This window comes from Virgibacillus sp. W0181, assembly GCF_051846915.1.
GTDB lineage: Bacteria > Bacillota > Bacilli > Bacillales > Amphibacillaceae > JBPYCR01.
The window spans coordinates 1-13,687 of the sequence record NZ_JBPYCR010000036.1; the positions used below are offsets into that span (position 1 = coordinate 1).

The 13,687-nt window shown below is 38.1% G+C and carries 11 protein-coding genes; 3 read left to right on the top strand and 8 right to left on the bottom strand.

Annotated elements, in window-relative coordinates; all coding sequences use genetic code 11:
• Positions 1 to 43 precede the first annotated feature (43 nt).
• A complete protein-coding gene (locus ACLIBG_RS12750; protein WP_439311245.1) occupies positions 44 to 1,504 on the top strand; it encodes an IS1182 family transposase in 1,461 nt (486 codons plus the stop codon).
• A gap of 351 nt (positions 1,505 to 1,855) precedes the next feature.
• Positions 1,856 to 3,409 (top strand): Na+/H+ antiporter NhaC family protein, encoded by a 1,554-nt coding sequence (locus tag ACLIBG_RS12755; protein ID WP_439313151.1) that lies wholly within the window; start codon positions 1,856 to 1,858, stop codon positions 3,407 to 3,409.
• Positions 3,410 to 3,480: 71 nt separating this feature from the next.
• On the opposite strand, the gene hemL is transcribed toward ACLIBG_RS12755, so the two are convergent.
• From hemL to hemA, 6 genes are read right to left on the bottom strand one after another with little or no spacing between them, the layout of a single operon-like run.
• Positions 3,481 to 4,767, bottom strand: a complete 1,287-nt coding sequence (gene hemL / locus ACLIBG_RS12760) for a glutamate-1-semialdehyde 2,1-aminomutase (RefSeq protein WP_439313152.1) — start codon at positions 4,765 to 4,767, stop codon at positions 3,481 to 3,483.
• A gap of 23 nt (positions 4,768 to 4,790) precedes the next feature.
• The gene (hemB, locus tag ACLIBG_RS12765) at positions 4,791 to 5,771 is read right to left on the bottom strand and encodes a porphobilinogen synthase (protein WP_439313153.1); all 981 of its coding nucleotides are present in this window, start codon (positions 5,769 to 5,771) and stop codon (positions 4,791 to 4,793) included.
• Positions 5,768 to 6,532: a uroporphyrinogen-III synthase gene (locus tag ACLIBG_RS12770; RefSeq protein WP_439313154.1), complete on the bottom strand. Its 765-nt coding sequence runs from the start codon at positions 6,530 to 6,532 to the stop codon at positions 5,768 to 5,770. Before ACLIBG_RS12770 ends, hemB begins: the two co-directional genes overlap by 4 nt.
• On the bottom strand, positions 6,532 to 7,461 hold the full coding sequence (gene hemC / locus ACLIBG_RS12775) for a hydroxymethylbilane synthase (RefSeq protein ID WP_439313155.1): 930 nt from the start codon (positions 7,459 to 7,461) through the stop codon (positions 6,532 to 6,534). Before hemC ends, ACLIBG_RS12770 begins: the two co-directional genes overlap by 1 nt.
• 11 nt (positions 7,462 to 7,472) lie before the next feature.
• Positions 7,473 to 8,300 carry a cytochrome C assembly family protein gene (locus ACLIBG_RS12780; RefSeq protein ID WP_439313156.1) on the bottom strand — a complete coding sequence of 276 codons (828 nt, stop codon included), beginning with the start codon at positions 8,298 to 8,300 and terminating at the stop codon, positions 7,473 to 7,475.
• Positions 8,301 to 8,316: 16 nt separating this feature from the next.
• Positions 8,317 to 9,690, bottom strand: a complete 1,374-nt coding sequence (gene hemA, locus ACLIBG_RS12785) for a glutamyl-tRNA reductase (RefSeq protein ID WP_439313157.1) — start codon at positions 9,688 to 9,690, stop codon at positions 8,317 to 8,319.
• Positions 9,691 to 9,913: 223 nt separating this feature from the next.
• On the opposite strand from hemA, the gene ACLIBG_RS12790 reads away from it, so the two are divergent.
• Complete coding sequence (locus ACLIBG_RS12790; protein ID WP_439313158.1) at positions 9,914 to 10,396, top strand: LiaI-LiaF-like domain-containing protein; 483 nt, start codon at positions 9,914 to 9,916, stop codon at positions 10,394 to 10,396.
• 120 nt (positions 10,397 to 10,516) lie between these two features.
• On the opposite strand, the gene yihA is transcribed toward ACLIBG_RS12790, so the two are convergent.
• Together yihA and lon are read right to left on the bottom strand one after the other, a co-directional pair.
• Complete coding sequence (gene yihA / locus ACLIBG_RS12795) at positions 10,517 to 11,098, bottom strand: ribosome biogenesis GTP-binding protein YihA/YsxC (RefSeq protein ID WP_439313159.1); 582 nt, start codon at positions 11,096 to 11,098, stop codon at positions 10,517 to 10,519.
• Positions 11,095 to 13,416: an endopeptidase La gene (gene lon / locus ACLIBG_RS12800; protein WP_439313160.1), complete on the bottom strand. Its 2,322-nt coding sequence runs from the start codon at positions 13,414 to 13,416 to the stop codon at positions 11,095 to 11,097. The genes yihA and lon overlap by 4 nt, the downstream gene beginning before the upstream one ends.
• Positions 13,417 to 13,687 lie beyond the last annotated feature (271 nt).

Below are 13,687 nucleotides of genomic sequence, written 5' to 3' on the forward strand. Positions count from 1 at the left end.
TAGTTTATAATAGACTTATTATATTTAAAAGTGGGGATTTCCAATGTTAGAACGACAACCGTCATTACCATTAAGCGCACACGACGAACTTTACGATATGTTGATTCCGAAAGATAACTTCCTTCGTCAAATGAAAGAGTTAGTGGATTTCAGCTTTATTGAAGAGGAGCTAAAAGACAAATACTGTTTAGATAATGGAAGAAATGCCGAGCCGCCTGTTCGAATGTTTAAGTATCTTCTTCTGAAACAAATCTATGATTTGTCGGATGCAGACTTAGTAGAGCGCGCTAGGTATGACTTGTCTTTTAAATATTTTTTGGATCTCGTTCCGGAAGCTTCTGTCATCCACTCAAGCTCTCTAACCAAATTCCGCAGACTACGTTTGAAGGATAAAAACTTAATGGATCTGCTTGTGGATAAGACGGTTGAGTTAGCCCTGCAACATGAGGTGTTGGCGAGTAATACGATTATTGTAGACGCCACGCATACGACATCCCGTTTCCATGCGAAAATGGCTAAAGAATATGTCCAAGAAAAATCTAAATTATTGCGTAAGACGGTCTATAAACACCAGGCATCCATTAAAGGAAAGTTCCCAGCCAAGCCAACTACTAATTCGCTGGAAGAGGAACTGGCGTATACGAATACCGTAATCGATGTCATAGAAAAAGAGGAACCATTAAAACAATTGCCGGTCGTTAAAGAAAAAATCAATATGGTAAAGGAAATCATAGATGATATTCAAGAAGAAGCGAATTACGGTGGAGATCCCGATGCTCGAAAAGGCTATAAAGCGACTGATTATTCATTTTTAGGTTATAAAACGCATATCGCAATGTCCGATGAACGTATCATTACGGCAGCGGTAGTTACTTCAGGTGAAAAAAGTGATACAAAATATCTAAAGGAATTAGTGGAGACTAGCGAGAAAAATGGCATGACAGTGGATACGGTGATTGGAGATACTGCCTATTCGGGTAAAGATAATCTAAAATATATGAAAAAAAGAGAAAAACAATTTATTTCCCGCTTACACCCTGTTATTACGAATGGAAAGCGTGAAAGAGGAAAGGAATTCGAATTTAATAAAGACGCAAATATGTATGTATGCCCAGCAGGGCATTTAGCGGTAAAAAAATCAGTCAAAAAAAGAAAAGATGATTCATCAAAAAATACGCAGTTAAAATATTATTTTGATGTAGAAAAGTGTAAGGTATGTCCACTGCGTGATGGTTGTTACAAAAATGGAGCAAAAACAAAAACCTATTCGGTAACAATTAAATCGACTGAACATATTGCTCAGGAGGCATTCCAAGAAACAGAAGCATTCAAACGATTAGCGAAAGAGCGTTATAAAATTGAAGCTAAAAACAGCGAATTAAAACACAGACACGGGTATGTAAAAGCCAATTCCTCGGGTCTGATTGGCATGAAAATTCAAGGAGCCGCCACCGTATTCGTGGCTAATATGAAAAGGATCACCAAGTTAATAAATCAAAAATAGGTGAATAAAACACCTGTGAAATAGAAAAAAAGAAGTATTTTCTGATCATAATCATGAAAATTTACTCCTTTTTTCTTACACCTTTTTATTTTTTAAATAAAGCCAACTTTTTCAGCAGCCTCGATTACGACGTCTGTGTTACCCGACCCCGCCGGGCCTCAATCTTTTTTCTGTTCAAACGAATTTTAGACTATCATTTAGTGGAGAGAGTCTTAAAAATTTCTAAAGGTTTAAATTTAAATTCAATCATTTCTAACTTTTCTTTACTCTCTATTTGTAGTTTGATATAATCACTTGTAAGTTTTTTACTTCATTGTATAAAACAAACATATAAAAAAGGGGGATTTAAAAATGGAGTTTCTTTCAATTGTACCACCAATTGTTGCCGTAGTTCTTGCAATTGTAACAAGACGGGTACTCATTTCTTTATTCATTAGTATTTGGATTGGAGGAGTCATCGCTGCGGGGGGAAATCCTTTTTCTGCAGTTGCCCTGACATTCACGTGGATGAAAGATGTCATGGTAGATGATTGGAACGCAAGGTTTCTAGTCATGGTAGCTTTATTAGGGATTGGGGCAGCCTTTATGTTTAAGACAGGCGGCTCAGAAGGTTTAATTCGGGTCCTAGAAAAGAAATTAACAACGAAACGACGGGTATTGTTTTTACCATATATTCTAGGTATCCTTATCTTTTTTAACGACTATGTTAACTCCGTCATCGTTGGGAACGCTTCCAAGGATATTACCGGAAAAAATAAAGTTTCAAGGGAAAAGCTTGCTTACGTACTTGATACAACAGCAGCACCTATGGCGACAATCGGCCCGGTTTCGGACTGGATCGGTTTTCAGGTTTCACTGATCGCTGGTGCAATGGCAAGTGCAGCAATTGTCGGGATTGAACCTTACTTCGCTTTTCTGCAATCGATTCCATGGAACTTTTATGCAATTCTTTGCTTGTTCGCTGTACCAATGATCATTATGGGTAAAGACTTTGGGCCAATGGCAAAGGCAGAGCACCGAGCAGAAACGACGGGTCAGTTAATTGCAGACGGTGCTACACCGCTTTCTTCGGTTGAGCAAGACCTTGGTGAACCATTTAAAAAAGAAGGCGGGAATATTTGGAACTTTATTCTTCCGTTAGTTACCCTTATTTCTGTTAGTGTGTGGGGTTTATGGTATACCGGCGGAGGAGCTGAAGGAAAATCACTGATGGATGCGCTTGCTGATACGGATGTAGCAGTAGCTTTAACATGGGGCGCGTTTGCCATGTCGACAATTGGCATTATTTTGGCTTTGATTCAAGGTGCAGGCTTCAAGAAAATTGAAGAAACCCTACTTGGCGGTATTGGTACAATGTTACCTGCATTAATCATTATCGTATTGGCTTGGTCAATCGGAACAGTTACAGATGTATTGGGAACGGCTGAATTTGTTGTCAATACGACTGAAAGCTGGATGACACCAGCTCTATTACCATTTTTAGTATTTGTGATTGCGATGTTTATTTCGTTTGCGACTGGTACTTCATGGGGGACGATGGCTATTTTAACACCGATTGCTGTACCACTTTCTTTTAATATCGGAGGAGAGCCATTGATCCATATGGCGATTGGAGCAGTATTTGCCGGAGCTATTTTCGGTGACCATGTTTCTCCAATATCAGATACAACCGTCATGGCATCGATCTTTGCTGGATCTGATCATATTGCCCATGTAAAAACCCAAATGCCATATGCAATAGTACCAGCTGTTTTAACTGGTATCATGTATTTATCATATACAATTATCGGAAGTAGCATTGTGCTATTAATACTAGGTATTGTGGCTCAGTTCTTTATTCTTCGCTATTTAGGCAATCGATACCATAAAAAGCACATCGAACCATTGCAAAGAAAAAGTGCATAAACAAACAAGCGTGCCGGATTTCGGTACGCTTGTTTTATTCAATGATAAAATAGATTTTCGATCATGCCGGACTATTTAAGTGTTGAAAACACCTTTTCCACTGCACGAATCGTTTGGGTAATGTCTTCTTTCGTATGGGCAGTTGATAAAAATAGCCCTTCAAATTGAGATGGCGGCAAGAAAATCCCTTCTTCAATCATGCCACGATAATATTTTGCAAACAACTCAAGGTCTGCCTTTTGAGCTGTTTCATAATTAGTTACAGGTTCATTAGAAAAGAAAACACCTACCATGGAGCCTGCTCGATTAATTTGCAATGGTATACTATGCTTGTCAGCAGCTGCTCGATAACCTTCTATTAGCTGATCGACTTTTACATTCATTTCATCATAATCAGCTTGTTCCACCGCTCGAAGTGTTTCGTATCCAGCTGTCATGGCTAATGGATTTCCGGATAATGTTCCTGCTTGGTATATATTTCCAACAGGTGCGATATGTTCCATAATTTCACGTTTGCCGCCATATGCGCCAACCGGAAGTCCACCACCGATTACTTTTCCTAAACATGTCAAATCAGGCGTAATGTCAAAATAACCTTGTGCGGAGTTAAGTCCGACCCGAAAACCAGTCATTACTTCATCAAAAATTAATAACGAGCCGTATTCTTCTGTAATATTTCTAAGTTCCTGCAAAAAACTTGCTTCTGGTACAACTACACCCATATTACCGGTAACTGGTTCTATAATGGCTGCAGCAATGTCCTCACCATATGTTTCAAACGCATATCGGACGCTCTCCGTGTCATTATAAGGTACGGTTATCGTTTGCTCAGCAATAGCTTTAGGGACCCCTGGACTATCCGGCAATCCAAGTGTTGCAACACCTGAACCTGCTTTAATTAGTAGTGAATCACCATGCCCATGATAATTACCTTCAAATTTCAATATTTTATTTCGGCCGGTATATCCTCTGGCTAACCTTAAGGAACTCATCGTTGCTTCTGTCCCGGAGTTTACCATTCGAAGCATTTGCATCGATGGAACACGTTCAATCACAAGTTGTGCTAATTTATTTTCCAGAATTGTTGGAGCACCAAAGCTTGTTCCTTTTTCCGTTGCTTCTTTTAATTTGGAAACGACGCGGTCGTCAGCATGACCTAAAAGCAGCGGTCCCCAGCTTAACACATAATCAATATATTCGTTCCCATCAACATCAACGATTTTTGAACCTTTTCCCGATTCCATAAATATTGGGTCCATGCCAACGGATTTGAAGGCACGAACAGGTGAATTCACACCTCCTGGCATGAAGTCAACCGCTTCTTTATAAGCATCTAAAGAATTCTCGAAGTTTTTCATTACAAACCACCTCTTTGTATTTTTTATTCATTTAACCACTTTGCTGCATCTTTCGCAAAATACGTCATGATCATGTCAGCTCCTGCACGTTTCATTGCAGTCAGTTTTTCGAGAACAAGTTCTCTTTCATTTACCCATCCATTTAATGAAGCGGCTTTTACCATGGCATACTCCCCACTTACGTTATAAGCGACAACAGGAACGTTTATATTGTTTTTTACGTCTCGAACAATATCCAAATAAGCCAGTGCCGGTTTTACAATAAGAAAATCCGCACCTTCCTCTATATCTGATTCTGCTTCGCGCAGTGCTTCCAAACGATTGGCAGGATCCATTTGATATGTTTTGCGATCACCAAACTGTGGTGTACTGTCCGCAGCATCTCTGAATGGTCCATAAAAAGCAGATGCGTACTTTACTGCATAGGACATAATTGGAATATGTTCGAATCCGGCTTGATCAAGCGAATCCCTTATAGCAACAACAAATCCGTCCATCATGTTTGAAGGTGCAATAATATCTGCACCTGCTTCCGCTTGAGATACAGCTGTTTTTGCAAGTAGTGGCAATGAATGATCATTATGTACATCTTCATTTTCAATGACGCCACAATGGCCATGCGACGTATATTCACATAAACAAGTATCAGCTATAACCAACAGTTCAGGGTATTTTTCTTTAATAATTCGTGTAGCTCGCTGAACGATTCCATCCTGTATGAAAGCACCTGTACCTTGTGCATCTTTCTCATCCGGTACACCGAAGAGCATGACTGCTTTTATTCCAAGGTCAGTAATCTCAGCCATTTCGGATGTCAACTGGTCAAGAGACAACTGATAGACACCTGGCATGGAAGAAACTTCATTCTTTATATGTTCCCCTTCCAATACAAATAGTGGATAAATAAAATCATCCGTTTGTAATGTTGTTTCACGTACAATGTCGCGCATTGCCGACGATGAGCGCAAGCGGCGGTGACGCTTAAATTCGTATTTTTCGATCATGAATATCTACCTTCCTTCATTAAATAACGACTCATCTGATCAATCATCCCTTCAATCGTAAAAACATCTGGAACGAGTACATTCTGAAAGCCCGCTTCTTTTGCACGCTTTTCAGTTGTTGTACCAATGCAAACACATACCGTTGATAAAACGTTCTCCATCGTATTTGTATCATCAATAAACTCCATACACGCATCAATTGTTGATGGGCTTGTGAACGTTATGAAATCAATGGAATGATTTGTTTGAAACAATTGTTGCAGCTGTGTTTTCGAACTTTGATTATAATTCGTTTCATATACTTCAATTGTATCAAATAGCATGCCATGCCGTGTAAATTGTTTCGGTAATACATCGCGAGAACGATTTCCTCTTACGAGAAGCAGTTTTTTTGCCTTTGGATGCTTCTCCATAAATTCCTTCGCCATCACATCTGCATTATATATTGAGGGAACAAAGTGAGCACGACAACCGAACTTTTTCAATGCATGCTCTGTTTTATGCCCGACAACCGCAAAGGAAGGCTTCATACCCGCAAATCTATTTGTTTTTAAAAAGCACTCTACGCCATTTGCGCTGGTGAAAAAAACCCAATCATACTCGGATACATCTACTTTATGCGACGTTTTTTTACACATAATATCCAATAATGGGACTTCCACAGATACCCCATCATGATGTCTGATTTTCTCGGAAAAAATAAAGGCTTGTTTTTGTTCACGCGTAACTAGTATTTTTTTTTGCTGCAAAGATAGGGTCATTACGAATTTAGCTCCTTCTTAGCAGCGTCAATAACTTTTCTGGCACCTTTATTCATAAATTTTTCAGCAGCCGTATGAGCGACATCATCAATATCATAGCCATCAGTTGTTTCTTTTAAAAATACACTTCCATCCAACGAAACAACAGTTGCATGTAAGACTATCTTCCCTTCTTCCACATAAGCATAAGCGCCAATTGGTGCCTGGTCAGCTTCGTCCAATAACTGTGTAAATTTTCGTTCCGTCATAACCGCATTATATGCGTCATCATCATTTATTTTTTCCAAAACTTTTACCGTTTCCGTATCAGCTTTTCTACACTGAATGGCGAGTGCCCCTTGACCGGCCGCAGGAACAAACGTATCCAAAGGTAGCTTTTCTGTAATTACTTCATCTTCCATTCCAAGTCGTTTTAATCCGGCAACAGCCAAAATAATCGCATCAAAATCACCCGCATGCAGCTGTTTTAATCGAGATTCAACGGTTCCGCGTATCCAATGTGTTTTAAGGTCCGGACGTACAGCCAAAATTTGTGCTGCCCGGCGCATGCTGCTTGTTCCAATTACAGCACCCGGATGTAAATCATGCAGCTTCACATTATTGCGACCGATATAAGCATCCGCTGCGTTTTCTCTTACCGGAATAGATGCAATCACAAGTTCATCCTTCATTTTCACTGGTAAATCTTTCATACTATGCACTGCAAAATCAATTTCCCCTTCTAATAACGGACGCTCTATATCATCAATGAAGACACCGCCACTACCTAACCCGGCAAGAGAAACGTCTAATTTTCTATCACCTGCTGTACTCATTTCTTTTATTTCAAATTCATTTTTAGTCGTTGTATTTCTTAACCATTCAATTACTAAATTCGTCTGAGTTAATGCCAAATTACTTTTTCTCGTACCGATAATAAATTTACGCATGTACACCCTCCTTAAAACGGTTTAAAATGAAAATTGGATAAAACACCGAATAGAAAGAAATTAATTAATAACACGAGGAAAGCAGCTACATTGTAAATAGAAATTGGTTTTCCTCGATACCCTTTACCAACCCATAGGATCAGATACAATATATAAACACCCAGTACAAGTATAGAGCCAATTGTTTTTAAATCAAACCAATAAAACTCTGCACCTGATACATAAGCCCATACAACCCCCAAAATAACACCAATTAACAATAGAGGAACACCTATCATGACAAACGTAAAGGCAAATGAATTTAGTCTGGAAAGATCCCCAAACCGCCAAATCCACTGTATGCCTTTTTTTCTTTTTATAAATTGATATTGCAGTAGATACATAAGGGCTAATAAAAATGAAATTGTAAAAAAGCCGTATGATATTATTGCAAGGGTAATATGAATGATGAGTATTTCATGCACGAATGCAACCCCTTGCGGATGCACTTGATCTTGGGCGTTCAGTGATATAGCAAGTAATAAAATAAAAAAGCTGAATAGATTCGTAAATAGAATAATAAAATGTATAGCGTAAAGCCGATTGATAATAAGCGAAAATAAAATAAGTATCCAAGCATAAAAAAATAACCCATCGTTTAATGTTAAAATGGGAAAGTTTTTTTCGACAAACGCCTGGTTATATAGGATGATCGTTTGGATCAACCAAACAATACTAAGCAACCAAAAGGATATTTTATTCAGCTTTCGGTTGCTTTTAATGAAATCAATAAAGTACCCAAGTAAACTCATACCATAAATCAAAAGAATAATTTCATACAGCCATTTTGCAGCAAACATAGCATTTCCTTTCTCTTTAATTCGGAATGAATTTATCGATTAACGGAGAGGACCCTTTTCTATTCTCCTGGGCCTTTATAAAGGATTTCGTCTGTTCCACTTGTTTTTCAACTTCTCTTTTTACTTCCTTATCGATACCGAAAATATCAACAAACAAAGCTAAATCCTTATCAGCATGATTTGTACCAGCAAGTTCTTTAGCTTGGATAATCGGTTCTTTCAATAGTTGGTTAATAATGCTTTTCGTATGTTTACTAATTACTTTTTGTTCACGTTCGGTTAGATTAGGAATTTTTCTTTTCATACTTTCCATCGTTTCACCTTGGATGGTCAGTGCTTTTTCCCTCAATGCAGAAATAACTGGAACAACTCCAAGTGTTGTAACCCATTCTTTAAATGCAATAATTTCTGCTTCCAGCAATAATTCAATTTCTGCAGCAGCTTCTGCTCGAGCAGCAAGATTACTGTCTACGATATGCTGTAAATCATCAATATCATAAAGGAATACACTGTCCAGTTCACTAATCGAAGGATCTAAGTCTCTTGGCACGGCAATATCGACTAAGAATAAAGGCTTTCCTTTTCTCATCTTTTGAATGGGAGCGAATTCTTTTTTTGATAGTACGGCGGTTTGTGAACCGGTAGAACTAATTAAAATATCCGCTTCTTTCATGATTTCAAGCAATTGGTCTGCCTGTGCAGCTTCTGCACCAAATTTACCGGCCAATTCTTGCGCTCTTTCCATTGTTCTGTTCACAACAGTCATCTTTTTAGCGCCAGAACCGTGCAAGTTTCTAGCCGTAAGCTCCCCCATTTCTCCCGCACCAAATATAACGACATGTTTATTGTCCATCGAACCAAATATTTTTTTCGCTAGTTCTACCGCAGCATAACTTACAGAAACGGCTTGTTCTCCTATAGCTGTTTCCTTATGGGATCGTTTGGCAAACGTAATTGCCTGTTTAAATAATTCATTAAAGATAGTCCCGGTTGTTTTGATCTTCTGCGCGGTTAAAAAAGCATCTCTTACTTGACCGAGAATTTGAGTTTCCCCAAGCACCATTGAATTTAATCCTGCGGTAACACGAAATAAGTGCTCAATTGCCCCATCATTCTCGACAATGTGCAAATAAGTCGTAAAATCCTCTTTATCAATTTGAAACCAATTGGCCAGAAATTGTTTGATATAATATCTACCAGTATGCAACTGATCAACTACTGCATAAATTTCCGTACGATTACATGTTGATATAATGACATTTTCCAAAATGCTTTTCTCATTTTTTAAATGGGTCATTGCATCTTCAATGGTTGATTCAGAAAATGTCAGTTTCTCCCTTATTTCCACAGGGGTTTTTTTATAGTTTAAACCTACTTTTAATATGTGCATCATAATCTGCCCCTTAAAAAAACAATAAATAGTCTATAACACTCAATTGTCCTTAGTATATCATGATTTTTCAACGATATCCCGATGAAATATGAACAGATTTAAACATTATGTTAAAATATACAAAAGGTAATCATTATTTCGCTTTGTACACTATCATTTCAACTGTATAATTTCAAGCAATACAACTTACAATAAAAGTCATTTATAAGTGAGGAGAAAGATGAAGAAACAAAATGTTTTTACAGCATACGTTTTAATCGGCACTGGGGTTTATTTTCTTATTGAACAGCTGCAATTATCTGTCTTTCAAAATTTTTACTCATGGCCAACATTTTTGATCATCATCGGCATTGCCTTTTTGCTCCATAGTTATTCAACAAGAGAGTACGCTAATTTATTTACAGGAACACTTTTACTGGGTCTTGGAATCCATTTTCATGGGCTGCAAAATTACAGTTTTTGGCTTGATCATTGGGCCGTCTATCCTATGATCGTTGGAATCGCATTTCTCGTCCGTTATTTACGGACGAAGCGTGGTTTATGGACCGCCCTTATATTGATTAGCATTTCAGTTTTTATGATCTTTTCAGAAAACATCCCCGAATGGCTGCAATGGATTTATTATATTATTGATTTCATTAAAACGTTCTGGCCGATTGTTTTAATTGTGTTTGGTTTATATCTATTGAAAAGACATAATTAAAGATGTAAAGGCCACTTCACATGTAGAAGTGGCCTTTTTCAGTCTTATAATTCGTTACTTAGCTGAAGATTCTTTTATGTGCAATTTTCACCGGATATTTGGAGGATCTTAAACAACCACTTATAGAAAGCTTCTTAATATGCTCCACGCTTGATCTTTTCCTTCACCTGTTTCCGCCGAAAAAGGAACTAAATAATCCTTTTCCTGAAGATTTAGCGTTTCTTTTGACCGTTTAAGGTAAGCTGATCGTTTATTTTTTGGAACTTTGTCCAATTTTGTCCCTATAACGATGACCGGTATATCGTAATACTTCAAATAATCGTACATTTGAATATCATCGGATGTAGGGAGATGACGAATATCGGTTATTAAAACCACCGCTTGAAGAGGTTCTCTTGACTCAAAGTATGTCTCCATCATTCTTCCCCATTTTTGCCGTTCCTTTTTAGAAACTTTAGCATATCCATAACCGGGTACATCGACAAAATAAAAGAATTCATTTATCAAGTAAAAATTTAACGTTTGTGTTTTACCCGGTTTTGAAGAAGTACGAACAAGATTACGGCGCTGAATCATTCGGTTTATAAAGGAGGATTTCCCAACGTTTGATCTTCCGGCCAACGCAATTTCCGGATATCCAGAAGACGGGTATTGAGTTTTTTCAGCAGCACTAATGATGAACTCGGCTTTTGTTACTTTCATTGTTTGTCACTCACAAGTGCATGCCTCAGCACTTCATCCAAATGATTTACTTTTATAAACGTTAAATCATTCCGAACACTTTTCGGAATATCATCAATATCTTTTTCATTATCTGCTGGGATAATTATTTCAGTTATTCCTGCCCGATGAGCACTCAAAGATTTTTCCTTTAATCCACCGATCGGAAGTACACGTCCTCGCAGCGTTATTTCACCGGTCATGCCGACTTCTTTACGAACTGCCCGTCCGGTTAGAGCAGAGACAAGCGCAGTCGCCATTGTGATGCCTGCTGAAGGTCCATCTTTAGGGGTAGCTCCTTCTGGTACATGAATATGAATATCATAATTCTTGTAAAAGTCGGGATCAATCTTCAGTTCAGTTACACGTGAACGAATATAACTAAATGCTGCTTGTGCTGATTCACGCATCACATCTCCAAGTTTACCGGTCAGTGTTAATTCTCCTTTACCCGGATAATGGGTAACTTCAATGGACAATGTGTCACCGCCTACTGCAGTGTATGCTAATCCAGTTGCAGTTCCGACCTGGTCTTCGTCTTCCATACGTCCATAACGATATATTGGCTTACCTAATAAATCAATTAGTGTTTTGTCGGTAACAATCACACGTTGTTTATCACCGGAAATAATAATTTTCGCCGCTTTCCGGCAAAGTGTTGCGAGTTGTCTTTCCAAACCTCGTACACCAGCTTCTCGTGTATATTTACGGATGAGCTGTAATAATGCTTCATCTCTAATCTGCAGATTTTCCTTTTTTAGCCCATTTTCTTTAATTTGCTTCGGTAATAAATGTTCTTTTGCGATATGCTGTTTTTCTATTTCCGTATACCCCGCAATCGAAATCAATTCCATTCGATCCAGAAGCGGTCCGGGAATGTTATTCACGTAGTTGGCAGTTGCAATGAAAAGAACATTGGATAAATCGTACGTTTCTTCAATAAAATGATCACTGAAATTGCTATTCTGTTCCGGATCAAGCACTTCAAGCATTGCAGACGAAGGATCACCGCGAAAGTCGTTCGACATCTTATCTAGTTCGTCAAGCAAAAATACTGGATTAATTGTTTCCGCCTTTTTCATTCCTTGAATAATTCGGCCTGGCATCGCACCAATATATGTACGGCGATGGCCTCTTATTTCAGCTTCATCCCGAACGCCTCCAAGTGATATGCGGACAAACTTGCGATTAATTGATCGTGCGATGGATTGAGCTAGTGACGTTTTTCCGACTCCTGGAGGACCAACAAGACAAAGAATGGGGCCGCGAATTGAGTTTGTTAACTTTTGTACAGCCAAATACTCCAATATACGTTCTTTTACTTTTTCTAATCCATAATGATCTTTATCCAAAATCTTTTGTGCCTTATTTATATTAATTGTGTCTTTTGTTTTATTACTCCAAGGTAAGGAAATTAACCATTCAAGGTAATTTCTTATTACAGAGCTTTCCCCGGAACTTTGTGGGACCTTTTCAAATCGATCCAATTCTTTCATCGCAACTTCATTAATCCGACTCGGCATGTCTGCCTGTTCGATTTTTTCCTTTAACTGCTCGGTCTCACTAGATTTTCCGTCTTTATCGCCAAGTTCTTTTTGGATTGCTTTTAATTGTTCGCGTAAGTAATATTCTTTTTGGGTCTTCTCCATCGACGTTTTGACACGCTTGCCGATTTTTCTTTCTAAATCCAACACCTTTTTTTCATTGGAAATGATATGTAGCAAGTGTTGTAAACGTTCTTTTACGTGCTCTTTTTCAAGAAGCTCTTGCTTTTCTTTCATTTTGATCGTTAAATGAGATGTGATTAAATCTGCAAGTCTGCCTGGTTCATCTATATCAGCAACCGTCGCAAAAATTTCATCCGTTACTTTTCTAGATATCTTTATGTATTGTTTAAATTGTTCAAGAAGTGAACGCATCAAGGCTTCTTCTTCGTGATAATCGCCGTGTTTTTCTTTTACTTCTTCAATTTCCACATTAAATTCTTTATCCTCATCTAAGTATTGAATAATTTCTCCTCGATAAAGCCCTTCCACTAGTACCCGTATTGTCCCATTCGGAAGTTTCATCATTTGCTTTATTTTAGCAAGCGTTCCAACCCGGTAAATATCTGCAGGTGTAGGATCTTCCATACTTACTTCTTTTTGAGCAGCGAGAAAAATATGTTGATCATCCATCATTGCTTTTTCCAGTGAAGCAATGGATTTTTCCCGCCCAACATCCAAATTCATCACCATCGAAGGAAATACGATAATTCCGCGCAATGCAAGGAGGGGGATTTGACTCGTATCTTTATTCATTGTTAGTACCTCCGTCTAAAAAATAACATGTAACATTAACAAAGTGGAAATTGTATGTTTACACAGATAATAATAAACATTATTAGTATGGCCGGAAGCCCTCAACCTAAACGCTTCTTTTTGGCAAGTTGCACACCGGACATCGATCACATACAGGATAATATGTTACTTATTCAATATTATCTATATACATAACTGAAAAAAAGACTGACTCAAAGGGTTACCTGAGCCCCCTTGTTTTCAATGAATAAATTCATCGGGAGCCGGTAAA

Bases quoted from the DNA above. Each gene is read 5' to 3' on its own strand.
- ACLIBG_RS12750 (WP_439311245.1), top strand. From the start codon at position 44: ATGTTAGAACGACAACCGTCATTACCATTAAGCGCACACGACGAACTT.
- ACLIBG_RS12755 (WP_439313151.1), top strand. From the start codon at position 1,856: ATGGAGTTTCTTTCAATTGTACCACCAATTGTTGCCGTAGTTCTTGCA.
- hemL (WP_439313152.1), bottom strand. From the start codon at position 4,767: ATGAAAAACTTCGAGAATTCTTTAGATGCTTATAAAGAAGCGGTTGAC.
- hemB (WP_439313153.1), bottom strand. From the start codon at position 5,771: ATGATCGAAAAATACGAATTTAAGCGTCACCGCCGCTTGCGCTCATCG.
- ACLIBG_RS12770 (WP_439313154.1), bottom strand. From the start codon at position 6,532: ATGACCCTATCTTTGCAGCAAAAAAAAATACTAGTTACGCGTGAACAA.
- hemC (WP_439313155.1), bottom strand. From the start codon at position 7,461: ATGCGTAAATTTATTATCGGTACGAGAAAAAGTAATTTGGCATTAACT.
- ACLIBG_RS12780 (WP_439313156.1), bottom strand. From the start codon at position 8,300: ATGTTTGCTGCAAAATGGCTGTATGAAATTATTCTTTTGATTTATGGT.
- hemA (WP_439313157.1), bottom strand. From the start codon at position 9,690: ATGCACATATTAAAAGTAGGTTTAAACTATAAAAAAACCCCTGTGGAA.
- ACLIBG_RS12790 (WP_439313158.1), top strand. From the start codon at position 9,914: ATGAAGAAACAAAATGTTTTTACAGCATACGTTTTAATCGGCACTGGG.
- yihA (WP_439313159.1), bottom strand. From the start codon at position 11,098: ATGAAAGTAACAAAAGCCGAGTTCATCATTAGTGCTGCTGAAAAAACT.
- lon (WP_439313160.1), bottom strand. From the start codon at position 13,416: ATGAATAAAGATACGAGTCAAATCCCCCTCCTTGCATTGCGCGGAATT.